At 67.9% G+C, this 18,502-nt stretch carries 11 protein-coding genes; all 11 read left to right on the plus strand.

Features of this window, described 5'->3' with window-relative positions; translation table 11 throughout:
• The first annotated feature begins 4 nt into the window (after positions 1-4).
• The 11 genes from atpA to AC1Z3O_RS19400 all read left to right on the plus strand — a co-directional run bounded on the left by atpA (position 5) and on the right by AC1Z3O_RS19400 (position 18,404).
• On the plus strand, positions 5-1,546 hold the full coding sequence (atpA, locus tag AC1Z3O_RS19350) for a F0F1 ATP synthase subunit alpha (RefSeq protein ID WP_483517316.1): 1,542 nt from the start codon (positions 5-7) through the stop codon (positions 1,544-1,546).
• A 75-nt stretch (positions 1,547-1,621) separates the two neighbouring features.
• Positions 1,622-2,497, plus strand: a complete 876-nt coding sequence (atpG, locus tag AC1Z3O_RS19355) for a F0F1 ATP synthase subunit gamma (RefSeq protein WP_483517317.1) — start codon at positions 1,622-1,624, stop codon at positions 2,495-2,497.
• A 44-nt stretch (positions 2,498-2,541) separates the two neighbouring features.
• Entirely contained in the window at positions 2,542-3,945 is a 1,404-nt protein-coding gene (gene atpD / locus AC1Z3O_RS19360; protein WP_483517318.1) for a F0F1 ATP synthase subunit beta, read from the plus strand.
• A 138-nt stretch (positions 3,946-4,083) separates the two neighbouring features.
• Positions 4,084-4,503, plus strand: coding sequence for a F0F1 ATP synthase subunit epsilon (locus AC1Z3O_RS19365; protein WP_071010386.1), 420 nt, complete (start codon positions 4,084-4,086; stop codon positions 4,501-4,503).
• Between the two features lie 778 nt (positions 4,504-5,281).
• Complete coding sequence (locus AC1Z3O_RS19370; RefSeq protein WP_483517319.1) at positions 5,282-5,707, plus strand: CoA-binding protein; 426 nt, start codon at positions 5,282-5,284, stop codon at positions 5,705-5,707.
• 79 nt (positions 5,708-5,786) lie between these two features.
• Positions 5,787-6,743 (plus strand): alpha/beta hydrolase, encoded by a 957-nt coding sequence (locus AC1Z3O_RS19375; protein WP_483517320.1) that lies wholly within the window; start codon positions 5,787-5,789, stop codon positions 6,741-6,743.
• A gap of 99 nt (positions 6,744-6,842) precedes the next feature.
• On the plus strand, positions 6,843-7,934 hold the full coding sequence (hemE, locus tag AC1Z3O_RS19380; RefSeq protein WP_483517321.1) for a uroporphyrinogen decarboxylase: 1,092 nt from the start codon (positions 6,843-6,845) through the stop codon (positions 7,932-7,934).
• 546 nt (positions 7,935-8,480) lie between these two features.
• Positions 8,481-10,808, plus strand: coding sequence for a primosomal protein N' (locus AC1Z3O_RS19385; RefSeq protein WP_483517663.1), 2,328 nt, complete (start codon positions 8,481-8,483; stop codon positions 10,806-10,808).
• A gap of 172 nt (positions 10,809-10,980) precedes the next feature.
• Positions 10,981-15,018, plus strand: coding sequence for a trifunctional transcriptional regulator/proline dehydrogenase/L-glutamate gamma-semialdehyde dehydrogenase (gene putA / locus AC1Z3O_RS19390; protein ID WP_483517322.1), 4,038 nt, complete (start codon positions 10,981-10,983; stop codon positions 15,016-15,018).
• A gap of 145 nt (positions 15,019-15,163) precedes the next feature.
• Entirely contained in the window at positions 15,164-16,312 is a 1,149-nt protein-coding gene (locus tag AC1Z3O_RS19395; RefSeq protein ID WP_483517323.1) for a branched-chain amino acid ABC transporter substrate-binding protein, read from the plus strand.
• A 139-nt stretch (positions 16,313-16,451) separates the two neighbouring features.
• Positions 16,452-18,404 carry a hypothetical protein gene (locus AC1Z3O_RS19400; RefSeq protein WP_483517324.1) on the plus strand — a complete coding sequence of 651 codons (1,953 nt, stop codon included), beginning with the start codon at positions 16,452-16,454 and terminating at the stop codon, positions 18,402-18,404.
• The last annotated feature ends 98 nt before the right edge of the window (positions 18,405-18,502 follow it).

An 18,502-nucleotide genomic window follows, 5' to 3' on the forward strand; every position in this document is an offset into this window, starting at 1 on the left:
TGTGATGCAACTGAACCCCTCAGAAATCAGCGAGCTGATCAAGTCCCGCATCTCGGGCCTTGGCGCCGAAGCTGAAGTGCGCAACACCGGCACGGTGATTTCCGTGACCGATGGTATCTGCCGCGTGCACGGCCTGTCCGGCGTGATGCAGGGCGAGATGCTGGAATTCCCGGGTAACACCTTCGGCCTCGCGCTGAACCTCGAGCGCGACTCGGTCGGCGCCGTGGTGCTGGGTGATTACGAACACATTTCGGAAGGCGATACGGTCAAGTGCACCGGCCGCATTCTGGAAGTGCCCGTGGGCAAGGAACTGCTGGGCCGCGTGGTCAACACGCTGGGCCAGCCGATCGACGGCAAGGGCCCGATCAACGCCAAGGAAACGGACGTGATCGAGAAGGTCGCGCCGGGCGTGATCGCACGCCAGTCGGTGAGCCAGCCGGTGCAGACCGGCCTGAAGTCGATCGACGCCATGGTGCCGATCGGCCGCGGCCAGCGTGAGCTGATCATCGGCGACCGCCAGACCGGCAAGACCGCCGTCGCTGTCGACGCGATCATCAACCAGAAGGGCAAGGGCGTCTTCTGCGTGTACGTGGCAATCGGTCAGAAGGCTTCGACCATCGCCAACGTGGTGCGCAAGCTGGAAGAACTCGGCGCGATGGAATACACCGTCGTGGTCGCCGCCGCCGCTTCGGACTCGGCCGCCATGCAGTACCTGGCTGCCTACGCCGGCTGCACGATGGGCGAGTACTTCCGCGACCGCGGCGAAGACGCGCTGATCGTCTATGACGACCTGACCAAGCAAGCCTGGGCCTATCGCCAGGTCTCGCTGCTGCTGCGCCGCCCGCCGGGCCGCGAAGCCTACCCCGGCGACGTGTTCTACCTGCACTCGCGCCTGCTCGAGCGTGCCGCTCGCGTGAACGACGAGTACGTCGAGAAGTTCACCAAGGGCGCAGTCAAGGGCAAGACCGGTTCGCTGACCGCGCTGCCCGTGATCGAAACGCAGGCCGGCGACGTGTCCGCCTTCGTGCCGACCAACGTGATCTCGATCACCGACGGCCAGATCTTCCTGGAAACCGACCTGTTCAACGCCGGTATCCGCCCCGCAATCAACGCCGGTATCTCGGTGTCGCGCGTCGGTGGTGCCGCCCAGACCAAGGTCATCAAGAAGCTGTCCGGCGGTATCCGTACCGACCTGGCCCAGTACCGTGAGCTGGCTGCGTTCGCGCAGTTCGCCTCGGACCTGGACGATGCCACCCGCAAGCAGCTCGAGCGCGGCCGTCGCGTGACCGAACTGCTGAAGCAGCCGCAATACCAGCCGCTGCAGGTATGGCAGCTGGCCGCGTCGCTGTACGCCGCCAACAACGGCTACCTCGACAACGTGGAAGTGAAGGACCTGCTGCCGTTCGAGAAGGGCCTGCACGACCACCTGAAGTCGAAGTACGCCGATCTCGTCAACCGCATCGAAGACACCAAGGATCTCTCGAAGGATGACGAGGCCGCGCTGCGTGCCGCGATCGAGGATTTCAAGAAGTCCGCCGCGTTCTAACCACGTTATTCCGCAGCGCCGTGCCGCGCGCCACCGGCTGGTGGCGTGCAGCGCGGCGTGAATGGAGAGGAAGATATGGCCGGAACGAAAGAGATTCGAACCAAGATCAAGAGCGTGCAAAACACGCGCAAGATCACCAAGGCGATGGAGATGGTCGCCGCGTCCAAGATGCGCAAGGCGCAGGAGCGGATGCGCAATGCCCGTCCCTACGCCGAGAAGGTGCGCAATATCGCAGCGCACCTGGCGTCAGCCAACCCCGAGTTCAAGCACCCCTTCATGCAGGAGCGCGACGTCAAGCGCGCGGGCCTGATCGTGGTGACGACCGACAAGGGGCTGTGCGGCGGCCTGAACACCAACGTGCTGCGCTCGGTCACGAACGAGCTTCGCGACCTGCAGGCGCGTGGTGTGCAGGTGCAGGCGACCGCCATCGGTACCAAGGGCATGCAGTTCCTCGGCCGTATCGGCGCCAAGGTGGTTTCGCACGTGGTGCAGCTCGGTGACACCCCGCATCTGGAAAAGCTGATCGGCGCGGTCAAGGTCCAGCTCGATGCCTTCACCAATGGCGAGATCGACGCCGTGTACCTGGCGTACACGAAGTTCGTGAACACCATGAGGCAGGAGCCGGTGGTCGAGCAGCTGCTGCCGCTGGCAGCCGACAAGCTCTCCCAGACCGACGAAGAGAAGCGCGCGTACTCGTGGGACTACATCTACGAGCCGGACGCCCAGACCGTGGTGGAAGAACTGTTGGTCCGCTACGTGGAAGCGCTGGTGTACCAGTCCGTGGCCGAGAACATGGCGTCCGAGCAGTCGGCGCGCATGGTGGCCATGAAGGCGGCATCCGACAATGCCAAGAACGTGATCGGCGAGTTGCAGCTGGACTACAACAAGACCCGCCAGGCCGCGATCACCAAGGAACTGTCGGAAATCGTCAGCGGCGCAGCCGCTGTCTGATGCGCGTCTGAGGCGTCAAGAATTCAAGCTATCGGAGATACGAAATGAGTATCGGAAATATTGTGCAGTGCATTGGCGCCGTGGTGGACATCGAGTTCCCCCGCGACGCGCTGCCGAAGGTGTATGAGGCGCTCGTGCTGGAAGACAGCGCCGAGGCCTCGTTCGCCGAGAAGGGCCTGACCTTCGAAGTGCAGCAACAGCTCGGTGACGGCGTGGTCCGCACCATCGCCCTGGGTTCGTCCGACGGCCTGCGCCGCGGCATGGCCGTGAAGAGCACCGGCGCCCCGATTTCGGTGCCGGTCGGTCAAGGCACCCTGGGCCGCATCATGGACGTGCTGGGTCGTCCCATCGACGAAGCCGGCCCGATCGCTTCGGACGAGAAGCGCGCGATCCACCAGAAGGCACCGAAGTTCGACGAGCTGTCGCCCTCCGTTGACCTGCTCGAAACCGGCATCAAGGTGATCGACCTGGTCTGCCCGTTCGCAAAGGGCGGCAAGGTGGGTCTGTTCGGTGGTGCAGGCGTGGGCAAGACCGTCAACATGATGGAGCTCATCAACAACATCGCCAAGCAGCACAGCGGTCTGTCGGTGTTCGCCGGCGTGGGCGAGCGTACCCGTGAAGGGAACGACTTCTACCACGAAATGAAGGACTCGAACGTGCTCGACAAGGTGGCCATGGTGTTCGGCCAGATGAACGAGCCGCCGGGCAACCGTCTGCGCGTGGCGCTGTCCGGCCTGACCATGGCCGAGAAGTTCCGCGACGAAGGCCGCGACATCCTGTTCTTCGTCGACAACATCTACCGCTACACGCTGGCCGGTACCGAAGTGTCGGCACTGCTGGGCCGTATGCCTTCCGCCGTGGGCTACCAGCCGACGCTGGCCGAGGAAATGGGCAAGCTGCAGGAGCGCATCACCTCGACCAAGACCGGTTCGATCACCTCGATCCAGGCCGTGTACGTGCCTGCCGATGACTTGACCGACCCGTCGCCGGCTACCACCTTCCTGCACTTGGACTCGACCGTCGTGCTGTCGCGTGACATCGCTGCGCTCGGTATCTACCCCGCCATCGACCCGCTCGACTCGACCTCGCGCCAGCTGGATCCGCAGGTCGTCGGCACCGAGCACTACGAAATCGCTCGCCGTGTGCAGCAGACCCTGCAGCGCTACAAGGAACTGCGCGACATCATCGCGATTCTGGGCATGGACGAACTGGCGCCGGAAGACAAGCTAGCCGTGGCCCGCGCCCGTAAGATCCAGCGTTTCCTGTCGCAGCCCTTCCACGTCGCGGAAGTGTTCACGGGTTCGCCGGGCAAGTACGTGCCGCTGAAGGAAACCATCCGTGGCTTCAAGATGCTGGTGGACGGCGAGTGCGACCACCTGCCCGAGCAGGCCTTCTACATGGTCGGCTCGATCGACGAAGCCTTCGAGAAGGCCAAGAAGCTCCAGTAAGCGCCGTCTTCGCCCTGATGCACCGCGCCGCGTCCATCGCGGGCCGAAAGGCCTGCGGCGGGCGTGGAGCGATAGCGGGGCGGAAACCTGGCTTCCCGGTAACGGGAAGCCGATGCTTACCGGGACAAAGGAATTCACATGGCAACCATTCTTGTAGACGTCGTCAGCGCGGAAGCGTCGATCTTCTCCGGCCAGGCGAAGTTCGTGGCGCTGCCGGGCGAGGCGGGTGAACTGGGCATTCTGCCCGGCCACACGCCGCTGATCACGCGCATCCAGCCGGGCGCCGTGCGTATCGAGAAGGAAGACGGCAGCGAAGAGTTCGTGTTCGTTGCCGGCGGCATTCTCGAAGTCCAGCCCAAGCACGTCACCGTGCTGGCCGACACCGCCATCCGCGGTGCTGACTTGGACGAGGCCAAGGCACAAGAGGCCAAGCGCGCGGCCGAGGAAGCGCTGCAGAACAAGAGCAGCGACCTGGATCTGGCGCGCGCCCAAAGCGAACTGGCGGTTGCTGCCGCCCAGCTCGCCGCGATCTCGCGCCTGCGCCGCAAGCGTCGCTGAGCACGCTGCGCCGCCGCGGCTGTTGTTTTTTTGCGCGGCAACAAAAAAGGCAGCCGCAAGGCTGCCTTTCTTATTCGCGTCGCGCTATTCTTGAAACTTGAATCCGCAAAAAAAACGCGCGGGCCGGGGAGGCACCGCGCGGACGGGAAAATCCCTTCGAGGGGTCAATTCGAAGGAACGGGTTGGGTTCAGGATTCACTGCGGCGGACTGGCAATTGCCGCGTCGCGTCTTCGGTCTTCCTGCGTACCTGGACGGCCAGGTCTTGTATCTGGGCTGTCCAGGGTACTCTGAAAATATTCCTGGGCTTTCTTCGGACTGGCCTCTTCATCCTCTCCCTCTCTTGGGGGGCAGGGCCAGCGCATTCGAAACGCTGATCTGTGAAAGCATTGTGGGGGAAACTTCCTGTAATGGCAGTAACAAAGTGTATCGTTTTGCAAGAAGTTGAAAGCCGGATCTGACGGCAATTCGTCGGCTTCTGCGCCGTTTGTGCCCCATTCCCCCCCGGCTCCTGCCTGCTCTCGCCCAACCCTCCTGGGCTGCACCCTCCAATGAAGTATCGTAATAGGCACTTAAAGCGCCCATGACGTGGCGATTGCGCCGCTTTTATCCGGCGCCTGCACCACGCCTGTGCGCAGTCAGGGGCAATCCTGCCGTTCGGTCCTGCCGTATCATGCGGCGATAGGCCCACGTGCGGCCGGCATGGTGACGGCCGGGTGCGAGGCACCGCGAATGTGGGATAGCAAACAAAGCAAGCGCGCAGGCGCCGGAGATCGAGGGATGACAGAGATGGAAAAGGCCGTGCAGGCCATGCTGGCCATGAAGACAGTTGCGGTCGCTGGCCTTTCCGATCGGCCTGACCGGGCCAGCAATGAGGTGGCGGCCTTCCTGCAGGGCCAGGGCTTCCGTATCGTGCCGGTCAATCCTCGCCATGCCGGCGAGCGCATCCTGGGCGAGCGCTGCCACGCCAGCCTGGCCGATGCCGTGGCGGCGATCCGCGCCGAGGGCGGCGAGATCGGCTGGGTGGATATCTTCCGTCGGCCGGACGACGCGCTACCCGTGGTCGACGAGGCGATCGCGCAAGGTTTGCGCGGTGTCTGGCTGCAACTCGGCATTGTCAACGATGTCGCCGTGGAACGGGCTCGTGCGGCAGGCTTGCTGGCGGTGCAGGACCGCTGCAGCAAGATCGAGTGGATGCGCCAGTAGGCCTGCCAGTAGCCGAGCGGCTGCCGCCGTCGCTACACTTCGACCATCCCGTACCCCATTCAGCGCGCCCCCACCGTCCATGGCCATTGACCCGCAGATCCTTGCCTACTATCAGCAGCTTGCCGAGCGCTATGCCGGCCAGCCCGACCCGCAGGACGCACCGTCGCGCCGCGCCCGCTTTGCCGAGATCGCCACGACCTCGCGCGCGCCGGATCCTGAGGCGCTGATCGTCAAGGAGATCGAGATCCCGCTGCCCGGCCGCACGCTCGCCGCGCGGCTTTTCCTGCCGGCGGGCCAGGCGCGCTCGCGCCTGATCGTGTATTTCCACGGCGGCGGCTGGGTGGTGGGCTCGCGCGATACGCACCACACCGTGGCGGCATACCTGGCCGCTGACACCGGCTGTGCGGTGGCCAGCGTCGAGTACCGCATGGCGCCCGAGTTTCCCTTCCCCGCGCCTTGCGACGACGCTATCGAATCGCTGCTGTGGCTGGCGGAGCAGCGCGTCCGGCTGGGTTTCGAGCCGGGCTTCCTCGCCGTGGCGGGCGACAGCGCGGGCGCGCACCTGGCCGCGCAGGCAGCCAGCCAGGCCAGCGCCCGGGCGCGCCCTGGCCTGGTCGACGCGCAGTTGCTGGTCTACCCGGCCGCCGTGCCCGCGTTCAGCAGCGAGAGCTACCGTGCGTTCGCCGCCGGCCCGGGGCTCACGCGCGACGAGATGGCGTGGTACTGGTCGCAATTCATCGGTGCCGAAGCCCTGTCGCAGGGGGCCCGGCTCGAAGACACCCGCATCCATCTGATGGGCGCCGCCCCCGTGCACATGCCCCCCGCGACCGTGGTGGTGGTGGCTGCGCACGATGTGCTGCGCGACGACGGCCTGGCCTACGCAGACTATCTGGTGCGCTACGGTGCGCCGGTGATCACGATCGAGGCGGCCGGCATGACCCATGGCTTCGCGCGGTTGCAGCCCGATGCCCCGCGGGCGCGCGAGTGGATGCGTCGCGCGGCGCAGTCCTTCGTCAGCCTGCTCGACGAGGCCTGAGGGGCGCCAGGCCGCTTGCGCTGCCGGTCGCCGGCTTTGATCCGAATCGGCGGCCGAGCGGCGCCTATCCCTTAGAATGGCGGTCTTACGAGGGAATCTATGACCGCCTTGCAGAACGATACCTTGCTGCGCGCGCTGCGCCGGCAGCCGACCGAGTACACGCCGCTGTGGCTGATGCGCCAGGCAGGCCGCTACTTGCCCGAGTACAACGCCACGCGCGCGCGCGCCGGCAGCTTTCTTGGCTTGGCCAAGAACCCCGCCTACGCGACCGAGGTGACCCTGCAGCCGCTGGACCGCTTCCCGCTCGACGCGGCCATTCTTTTCTCGGACATCCTTACCGTACCCGATGCGATGGGCCTCGGGCTCTCCTTTGCGCAAGGCGAAGGTCCCCGATTCGCGCACCCGGTGCGGACCGAGGCGGATGTGGACAAGCTGGCGGTGCCCGATATGTCCTCGCTGCAGTATGTGTTCGACGCGGTCGCCGAGATCCGGCGCGCCCTGGTTCAGGACGGCCGCCAAAGAGTGCCGCTGATCGGCTTCTCGGGCAGCCCCTGGACCCTGGCCTGCTACATGGTCGAGGGGGGCGGCTCGGACGACTTCCGCACCGTCAAGTCGATGCTGTACGCGCGCCCCGACCTGATGCACCGCATCCTCGACATCAATGCACGCGCGGTGACGGCCTACCTGAACGCCCAGATCGAGGCCGGGGCGCAGGCGGTGATGATTTTCGACACCTGGGGCGGCGTACTCGCCGACGGCATTTACCAGGCCTTCTCGCTGGAGTACATGCGGCGTGTCCTGTCCGGGCTCCAGCGTACCCATGCGGGAGAGACGGTGCCGGCCATCGTGTTCACCAAGGGCGGGGGACTCTGGCTGGAGGCGCTCGCCGACAGTGGGGCCGACGCCGTGGGACTGGACTGGACCGTCAACCTGGCCGATGCACGCCGGCGCACTGCCGGCCGCGTGGCGCTGCAGGGCAATCTCGACCCGACCGTGCTGTTCGCCCCGGAAGCGGCGATCCGTGCACAGGCGCGCCGTGTGCTGGACGACTTCGCCGCCGGCGGCGGCTGCGATGGCCACGTCTTCAACCTGGGCCATGGCATTTCCCAATTCACGCCACCGGAGAGCGCCGCCATCCTCGTCGACGAGGTGCATCGCTACAGCCGCCAGTTGCGTGCGGCGCAAGCCTGATCACCCGGTGCGCCGCGCGCCACAAGGCGGCGGCGCCATCATGCGCTGCAGCGAGTCGCCGACGTTGCGGCCCGGTGCCGCTGGCGGCTCGGCACACGCGCTGTCAAGTAAACTTTTTTGTGCCATTTCGCCAAACCGGTGCAGCTTCCCGCTTGTCAAGGCTTGACTTATGCACACCAATGAGTTTGCCGCAGTGCAAGAGCGGGTTAGCCCTTAACTCATCTGAGGGGGGTTCGCAAGTGCTTGATTTCAAAGGGATTGGGTCTGTGTCAATCCCTGTGGGAAAGCCAGCGGATGCCTTGATTCTCGGGCCTTGGCGGGATCTGGAGGCCAGTTTTCAACAAAGTTATCCACAGGCGGCGGGCGGGCAGTGGAAAAGCAGTCATCTATCATCGACTTAGGGGCACATTTGATGTTTTACTTTAAGTTGATGCTGCGCCGCACACTAAACCGCCCCTTCGTCGTGACGCCGGCGTGGCTGCACAACTGGGGCGCAAGCCGCCCGCGCCCGGTGCACGGCGCGGCACGCCTGTCGGGCCGGGCGGCATGAAGCCTGCTGCACCAGACGCGATTCCAGATGCGCCGGATAGCGCCGGCGTCTTCCCTTCGGCCAGGCCAGGCATCGTCCGCGTGGCGCTCGACACGCCGGCCGCGGATCACTTCGATTACCTCACCCATCTCCCCCTGGAAGCCGGGGCCATTGTCAGCGTGCCCTTCGGGCGGCGCGAGCTGGCGGGCGTCGTGGTCGCCCGCGCTGACAGCAGCGAGGTGCCGGTGGAGCGCCTGCGCCCGATCGCGGCGCGAGTCGACTGGCTGCCGCCGCTCAACGCCGAATGGCTGGCGCTGGCGGCCTTCGCGTCACGCTACTACCACCGCGGCCTCGGCGAGGTCATGCTGCCGGCATTGCCACCGGCCTTGCGCGAGAGCAGCGGCTGGGCCGGCCTGGCGCAGCGTGCGCAGGCCAAGGTCTATCGCGTGCTGCCCGGCGCCGCCCAGGCGCTGCTCGACAGCGTGCCGGCGCGGGCGCGCAGTGTCATGGCGCTGGCCCAGGCACTGGTGGCCTGCCACGATCCCGCGCACGAGCAGGGTGGTGCGGGACTGGCGCTGACGGAAGCCCGTGCCCTGTGCAGCGCCGCGCCAGCGCGGCTGGCGCAGTGGGAAGAGGCCGGCTGGCTCGAAGCCGAGACCTGCGCGCGGCCTTTGCTCGATGTGCATCCCCAGCAACAAGCGTCCGTGCCGCCGCCGCTGCACGAGGAGCAGCGGCTGGCCACCGAGGCGATCGGCCAGGCGCAGGGTTTTTCGCCCTTCCTGCTGCACGGCGTGACGGGCAGCGGCAAGACCGAGGTCTACCTGCACGCCATCGCCCGCGCGCTGGCGGCGGACCCGCAGGCCCAGGTGCTGATGCTGGTGCCCGAGATCAACCTGACCCCGCAGCTGCAGGCGCGCGTGGCCGCGCGCTTTCCGGCCGAACCGCTGGCGGTGCTGCACAGCGGCCTGGCCGACCAGGAGCGCAGCCTGCAATGGCTCGCGGCGCACCGTGGCGAGGCCCGTATCGTGCTGGGCACGCGCATGGCCGTGATGGCATCGCTGCCGCGGCTGTCGCTGATCCTGGTCGACGAAGAGCACGATACGTCCTACAAGCAGCAGGAAGGATTGCGCTATTCGGCGCGCGACCTCGCTGTCTGGCGCGCCAAGCAACTTGGTATCCCGATCGTGCTGGGTTCCGCCACGCCCTCGATGGAGTCATGGTGGCGCGCGGAGCAGGGCGCCTACCGCAAGCTGGTGCTGCGCGAGCGCGCCCAGGCGGACGCCGTGCTGCCCACGGTACGGCTGGTCGACCTGAACCATGAGCGGCAGCGCCAGCGCCCGCTTTACGAAGGGCTGTCGGCGCCGCTGCTGGAGGCAGTGCAGGCGCGCCTGGAGCGCGGCGAGCAGAGCCTGCTGTTCCTCAACCGGCGCGGCTATGCGCCGGTGCTGGCCTGCGATGCCTGCGGCTGGCTGTCGGGCTGCCCGCGCTGCTCTGCCTACCTGGTGCTGCACCGGCCGGAACGGCGCCTGCGCTGCCACCATTGCGGGCTCGAGGCACCGGTGCCGCACCACTGCCCGGATTGCGGCAACATGGATATCGCACCGCTCGGGCGCGGCACCCAGCGTGTGGAAGAAGCGTTGGCGGCACGCTTCCCGCAGGCCCGAATCGCCCGCATCGATGCCGACTCGACGCGCCGCAAGGGCAGCGCCCAGGCCATGTTCGACGAGGTCCACGCGGGCGAGGTCGACATTCTGGTCGGCACCCAGATGGTGGCCAAGGGGCACGACTTCCAGCGCGTGACGCTGGTCGGCATCGTGCATCCGGACGCGGCCATGTTCAGCCACGATTTCCGCGCCGCCGAGCACCTCTTTGCCTCGCTGATGCAGGTGGCTGGCCGCGCCGGACGGGCGGGGCTGGCCGGCGAGGTCCTGATCCAGACCCGCTATCCGGATGCGGCCGCATTGCAGGCGCTGGCCCGGCATGACTATGATGGATTCGCCGCGGCCCAGTTGCGCGAGCGCCGGCAGGCCGGCCTGCCGCCCTTCGCCTACCAGGCCTTGCTGACAGCCGAACACGGGCAACTCGAGCGCGCGCTGGCCTTCCTGCAGGCCGCGCGCCGGCAGGCGGAATTGGGGTCGCAGGCGCCTGAGGTGCAACTCCACGACCCGGTGCCGATGTCGATGGTGCGGGTAGCCAACCGCGAGCGTGCCCAGATGCTGGCGGAGAGCCACTCGCGCCAGGCCCTGCAACGCTTTATCAGCGAGTGGGTGCAGACTTTCGGTGCACTTGGCGAGGCCGGAAAAGGGGTACGCTGGCAGTTGGAAGTGGATCCTCTAAGGATCTGAGGCAAGCAGGCCGCGGCTTGTCGCGAGATCCGAGGTGCAACCGCGTTTACCCCTAGGAAAATGTGGGTTGCACCCGGTTGCACCCGATGTTTTGCGCGGCGTATGATGGCGGCAGTCCACGGGCTGCCGCGCCGTCACGGCCGGCCGCCGCGCATCACGGAGAACCGCACGCATGGCCACCACCACCCTTGGCGTCAAGCTGGACGACGCTTCCCGCGAGCGCCTCAAGCGCGCGGCGCAACGCATCGACCGCACCCCGCACTGGCTGATCAAGCAAGCCATCTTCAGCTACCTGGAGCAGATCGAGCGCGGCCTGCTGCCGCACGAGGGTGCCGATGGCGCCGATGCCGGCACGGCCGAGGCCGGGGAAGGCGTGTCCGCCGAAAGCGCACCGCAGCCTTTCCTGGAGTTCGCGCAGAGCGTGCAGCCGCAGTCGGTGCTGCGCGCGGCCATCACCTCGGCCTATCGCCGGCCCGAGCCCGAATGCGTGCCGGTGCTGCTGGAACAGGCCCGGCTGCCCGCGGCGCAGGCCGAGGCGGCCGTGACCATGGCCGCCACGCTGGCGGGGCGGCTGCGCGAACGAACGGCCAGCGGCAGCCCTGGCTGGAGCAAGCAGGGGCTGGTGCAGGGCCTGATCCAGGAGTTCTCCCTGTCATCACAGGAGGGGGTGGCGCTGATGTGCCTGGCCGAGGCGCTGCTGCGCATCCCGGACAAGGCCACGCGCGACGCGCTGATCCGCGACAAGATCAGCGGCGCCAATTGGCAATCGCACCTGGGGCAGAGCCGCTCGCTGTTCGTCAACGCCGCCACCTGGGGCCTGCTGCTGACCGGCAAGCTGGTGACGACGCACACCGAGACTGGCCTGACGCACGCCCTCACGCGCCTGATCGGCAAGGGCGGCGAGCCTGTGATCCGCAAGGGCGTGGATATGGCGATGCGGCTGATGGGCGAGCAGTTCGTCACCGGCGAGACCATTTCGGAAGCGCTCGCCAACGCGCGCAAGTACGAGGCCGAGGGCTTCCGCTATTCCTACGACATGCTCGGCGAAGCCGCCATGACCGAGGCCGACGCCCAGTTCTACCTGGCCGCCTACGAGCAGGCCATCCATGCTATCGGGCAGGCGTCCGGCGGGCGCGGCATCTATGAAGGGCCGGGCATTTCCATCAAGCTCTCGGCGCTGCACCCGCGCTACAGCCGGGCCCAGCACGAACGCGTGATGGGCGAGTTGTACGACCGCCTCAAGTCGCTGACGCAGCTGGCGCGCCACTATGACATCGGCATCAACGTCGACGCCGAGGAGGCCGACCGGCTGGAGCTGTCGCTGGACCTGCTGGAGCGGCTGTGCTTCGAGCCGGAACTGGCCGGCTGGAACGGCATCGGATTCGTGGTGCAGGGCTACCAGAAGCGCTGCCCCTTCGTGATCGACCACCTGATCGACCTGGCGCGCCGCAGCCGCCATCGCCTGATGATCCGCCTGGTCAAGGGCGCCTACTGGGACAGCGAGATCAAGCGGGCCCAGGTCGAGGGCCTGGAAGGCTATCCGGTCTACACCCGCAAGGTCTACACCGATGTGTCCTACCTGGCCTGCGCGCGCAAGCTGCTGGCCGCGCCCGATGCCATCTTCCCGCAGTTCGCCACCCACAATGCCCACACGCTGGCCGCCATCTACCAGATCGCCGGCCACAACTACTACCCCGGCCAGTACGAGTTCCAATGCCTGCACGGCATGGGCGAGCCGCTCTACGACCAGGTGGTGGGCCCGCTGGCGCAGGGCAAGCTGAACCGGCCCTGCCGCATCTACGCGCCGGTGGGCACGCACGAGACGCTGCTGGCCTACCTGGTGCGCCGCCTGCTCGAGAACGGCGCCAACACCTCCTTCGTCAACCGCATCGCCGACGAGTCGGTGCCGATCGACGACCTGGTCGCCGACCCGGTGGCCGTGGTCGAGCGGCTGCACCGTGAGGAAGGCGTGCTCGGCCGGCCGCACCCTCGCATCCCGCTGCCGCGCGATCTGTATGGCGTGGTGCGCGCCAATTCGGCGGGGATCGACCTGTCCAATGAACAGCGCCTGGCCTCGCTGTCGTCGGCCCTGCTGGCCGCCTCGGGCGAGCGCGTCAGCGCCGAGCCGATGCTGGGCGTCGCGGCCAACGGCGAGGTGGCGGGCGGTGCGCGCGCCGAGGCCGTGCCGGTGCTGAACCCGGCCGACCGCCGCGACGTGGTCGGCCATGTCAGCGAGGCCGGCACCGCCGAGGTGGAGGCCGCGCTGGCCGCCGCCGTCAATGCCGCCCCGATCTGGCAGGCGACGCCGCCCGCGGTCCGCGCCGCCGCGCTGGAGCGCGCCGCGGACCTGATGGAAGCGCAGATGCAGTCGCTGATGAACGTGATCATGCGCGAAGCCGGCAAGACCTTCTCCAATGCCATCGCCGAGGTGCGCGAGGCGGTGGACTTCCTGCGCTACTACGCGGCGCAGGTACGCGAGGGCTTTTCCAACGACACCCACCGGCCGCTCGGCCCGGTGGTCTGCATCAGCCCGTGGAACTTCCCGCTGGCGATCTTCACTGGCCAGGTGGCGGCGGCACTGGCGGCAGGCAATACGGTGCTGGCCAAGCCCGCCGAGCAGACCCCGCTGATCGCGGCGCAGGCCGTGCGGCTGCTGCGCGAGGCCGGCGTGCCAGCCGGCGCGGTGCAGTTGCTGCCGGGGCGCGGCGAGACGGTGGGCGCGGCGCTGGTGGCCGACGCCCGCGTGCGCGGCGTGATGTTTACCGGGTCCACCGAGGTGGCGCGCCTGCTGCAGCGCAGCCTGGCGGGCCGGCTGGACGCCGGCGGCCGGCCGATCCCGCTGATCGCCGAAACCGGCGGCCAGAACGCGATGATCGTCGACTCCTCGGCGCTGGCCGAGCAGGTGGTGGCCGACGTGATGCAATCCGCCTTCGACTCCGCCGGGCAGCGCTGCTCGGCGCTGCGCGTGCTGTGCCTGCAGGAGGACGTGGCCGAGCGAGTGCTGAAGATGCTCAAGGGGGCGATGTCTGACCTGGCCCTGGGCAATCCGGACCGCCTGTCCACCGACGTCGGCCCGGTCATCGACGAAGAGGCGCGCGCCAACCTCGTGGCGCACATCGAAGCCATGCGCGCCAAGGGCCGCAGAGTGCACCAGGCGGAGCCGAACGCGGGGCTGACCGAGGCATGCCGGCATGGCACCTTCGTGCCGCCGACGCTGATCGAGCTGGACAGCGTTGCCGAACTGCGGCGCGAGGTGTTCGGCCCGGTCCTCCATGTGGTGCGCTACGCGCGCGAGGACCTCGAAGCGCTGATGGGTCAGATCAATGGCACCGGCTACGGCCTCACCATGGGCGTGCACACCCGCATCGATGAAACCATCGCGCGCATCGTAGAGAGTGCCCATACCGGCAACCTCTATGTGAACCGCAATATGGTCGGTGCCGTGGTGGGCGTACAGCCCTTCGGCGGCGAAGGCTTGTCCGGCACCGGGCCCAAGGCAGGCGGTCCGCTCTACCTGGCGCGGCTGCTGGCCGTGAGCCCGCAGGATGCGGTGGCGCTCGCGGTACGGCGGGCAGCGGCCGACGGTACCGGCGGCGCCGGCCAGGGCGAGGACGGCGCGCGCAGCGATTCCGCGCTGCGCACCCCGGCCGGCCGCGCAGCCCTGGCCCTGCTGGCGGAACTGGGCGCGTGGGCGGGCGAGTCGCATCCGGCCCTGGCCGAGGCCTGCCGCCGCTATGCCGCGGCTGCGCCGGCGGGGTTGGCGGTGACGCTGCCCGGCCCCACGGGCGAGCGCAATACCTACACCCTGCTGCCGCGAGACGGCGTGCTGTGCCTGGCGCGCGACGAGTCCGACCTGCTGCTCGAGCTGGCGGCGGCGCTGGCGGTCGGCGCGCCGGCGTTGTGGCCCGACGACGCGGCGCGACGAGCGCTGCAGGCGCGCCTGCCCCGGGCAGTACAATCGCGCGTCCAGCTGGTCGCCGACTGGACGGCGCCGGACTGCGCTTTCGACGCGGTGCTGCACCACGGCGATTCCGACCAGCTGCGCACGGTCTGCCAGCAGATTGCGGGGCGCACGGGCGCCATCGTCAGCGTGCAGGGACTGGCCCACGGTGAACCGGATGTCGCCCTGGAGCGTTTGGTGATCGAGCGCTCGTTGTCGGTCAATACGGCGGCGGCGGGCGGCAATGCCAGTCTGATGACGATCGGCTGAGATGGCCGGCGTCGTCGGGCATCGGACCGCGCGGGCAGGTGGCGATCCTGCCTGCCTGCGCAAAAAAGCGAGGCGCCGCAAAGGCGTTCCGCGCATACTGCCGTTATCGGCACCAATCGGGACCCAAAGGGACCAAGGAGAACTGATGAACTCGACATTGCACAAGACGGCGCTGGCCGTCGCCCTGGCCACGGCTGGCCTGGCTTCCACCACGGCGTTTGCCCAGGTGCAGGAGGTCAAGCTGGGCTTCGCCGCGCCGATGACCGGCGGCCAGGCGCAGTATGGCAAGGACATGCAGAACGGCGTGGTGCTTGCCATCGAGGACATGAATGCCACCAAGCCGAAGATCGGCGGCAAGCCGGTCAAGTTCGTGCTGCTCTCCGAGGACGACCAGGCCGATCCGAAGACCGGTTCGGTGGTGGCGCAGAAGCTGGTCGATTCCGGCATCCAGGGCATGCTCGGCCATTTCAACTCGGGCACCACGATCCCGGCCTCCATGGTCTATAACCGCGCCGGCATCCCGCAGATCGCCATGGCGACGGCGCCCGAGTACACCCGCCAGGGCTTCAAGACCACGTTCCGCATGATGACCTCCGACACCCAGCAGGGTTCGGTGATCGGCGCCTTCGTGGTCAAGAAGCTGGGCGCCAAGAACATCGCCATCGTCGACGACCGCACCGCCTACGGCCAGGGCCTGGCCGACGAGTTCGAGAAGGCCGCCAAGAGCGCCGGCGGCAAGATCGTGCGCCGCGAGTACACCAACGACAAGGCGGTGGACTTCAAGGCCGTGCTGACCAACATCAAGCGCAGCAACCCGGACGTGATCTTCTACGGTGGCGCCGAGACCCAGTCCGCACCGATGGCCAAGCAGATGAAGGAGCTGGGCATCAAGTCGCCGCTGGTGTCGGGCGAGATGTCGAAGACCGACAACTTCCTCAAGCTGGCGGGTTCCGCCGCCGAAGGCACCGTGGTGTCGCTGGCCGGCCTGCCGCTGGACGACATGCCGGGCGGCAAGGCCTACGAGCAGAAGTACGAGAAGCGCTTCGGCTCCAAGGTGCAGACCTACTCGCCGTATGCCTATGATGGTGCCACCGCCATGATGTCGGCCATGATCAAGGCAGGCTCCGCCGACCCGACGCGCTACCTGCCGGTGCTGGCCGCCACCAATATGCAGGGCGTGACCACCAAGAACCTGGGCTACGATGCGCGTGGCGACTTGAAGGATGGCGGCATCACCGTCTACAAGGTCGTCGATGGCAAGTGGACGGTGCTGCAGACGATGGGCGGCAAGTAAGCAATAGTCGCTCAGGAGAGCACGAAACGCCACTCCGCCAAGGGGTGGCGTTTTTTTTCGCTGCTATTGCCCGCGATGTCCTGCCCGCCATTGGCGCATAATTCCGCACTCGCACAATGATTGAGCAGAAGGAGTTGTCGTGTCCGTGCAGGAAGTGAGCTACGCGCATGCCGTCGAACTGGCCAACGCGGAGCGCTATGACGAGGCGCTGCAGATCGCCGACCAGCTCGCGCGTGCGCATCCCGAAGTGGTGGACTACGTGTTGCTGCAGGCGCGGCTGACCTTCGACCGCGGCGATGCGGCCCGCGCCTACGCCATTCTCGACGAAGCGCTGGCCGGGCTGCCCGGGCTGTCCCTGCAGCCGGCGCACCGCTGGGCATCGCGCGGCCTGCTGGCGCAGCGCTACGGCATGCTGCTGATGAGCGAGGGCCGTTGCCAGGAAGCCTTGCCCTGGCTGCGCGAGGCGGCGCAGCGCAATGGCCTGAGTTCGGGCGACTGGACGGCGCTGCTGCACGCGGGCCTGGCCCATTTCCGCCTGGGCGAGTTCGCCGCCGCCGGCCAGTGCTGGCACGCGCTGCTGTATCGCGCGCCTGACCTCGGCGCCGACGAGATCCTGCCGCTTTGCGTGGCCCACATCAACGCCGCCGGCGAGCGCGCGGAGCCGATGCTGCGGATTTGCCTGGGCCGTATCGCGCTGGACAACCCCGATCTGCTCGGCATGGATGCCGCGCAAGGCGACGCGGTGGCGCTGGATCAGGCCAGCCAGGTGCTCGGCGCGCACCCCGACCATCCGCAGGCCAGGCGCCTGCGGGCGCCGCTGCGCCATGGCGTCGGCGACCTGGCTGGCGCACTGGATGACCTGGACACCTATCTGCGCCAGCAGCCCGACCCGCAGGCGCAGGTACGCGCGCTGAACTGGCGCCACCAGGCCGCGGCGGCGACGGGCAATGGCGCCGCGGTCGGCGAGGTCTGGCAACGCTTCGCCTTCGATGCGAATGCCCAGGATGCCGCCGGCTACTATCGCGCGGCCGAGGCCCTGGCCGACTTCATCGGCACCGTGCCCTCGTCCGAAGCGGCGCTGCGGCCCCAGTTGGTGCAGGCGCTGCGCCTGGGCCAGCAACGCTTCGAGCGCTATTTCGAGACCGGCGAGGGCAGTGCCGAGGGCCACGGCGGCGACGCCGACCCGCACTTGTACGCACTGCTGTGCCGGCTGCTGGCGCGCAGCCTGCCGGCCGGCGCCGCGCATCTGGCCGAGCGCATCGAGCTGCATCGCAAGGGCATCGCCGCCAGCGAGTTCATTGCGCAGTGGATCGACCTGCTCGACTGCCACGCCGAGGCGGGCGACCACCACAAGGCGGTGGAAGTCGCCGGCGAGCTGCTCAACCGCTATCCTCTTGAGCGCGACCCCGCCAGCGTCGGCTGGATCTTCAGCAGGCTGATGGCGGCGTGGCAGGCCATCGGCGGGGCCGAGGCCACTGAATCGGCCCGCCTCGCATTGGCCCATATGGACGCGCGCCTCGACGGCCTGCCGGTGGAGGCCCGCAGCGAGGCGGCCCATGCCATGGCGCATGCGCGCGCACACCTGGCCGCGCTGCTGCAGGCCGGTGCCGATGGCGCGCACGAGCATGACCGGGCCGACCTGTGCACCGAGATCGAGGCACTGCAGCGGCGCGCCCTGCTGGTCGAGGACGCCTGGCTGTTCAATCGCTTCGGCCTGGTCTGGCGCGACATGGGCGAGCGCGAGCGTGCTTTCCCGCTGTTCGAGCAGGCCATCGCGCTGGCCGGAAACGACCCGCGTGACCAGGCCGGCCCGCGGGTGCAGCGCGCGCTCATCCTGAATGCCCAAGGGCGCCATGCCGAGGCGCTCACCGATTTCGACATGGCCTTCGCCGTGCGAGACGACTGGGATGCCGAAGCCTGCCTGAACGCGGTGCAGGCCGCGCTGGGGCTGGACCGGCGCGAGACTGCGCTGGCCTACTTCGACAAGGCAAGGGCCCGCGGCGCGGCCCAGGGGCGCAGCCGTGGCCTGTACGCGAAGGTGGAGTCGGCCCTGCGCGCGACCCGTCCCAAGTGGAAGCTATGGGGTGTGTGACCTGCCGCACATAGGCGGCTACCCGACCCGATCCATGTAGAAGACAGTGGTTTCGCTGGAGATCGAAGATAATCTCGTAGCGATGGGCGCAATGTCGG

Source organism: Cupriavidus sp. 09_S30, from assembly GCF_056930435.1.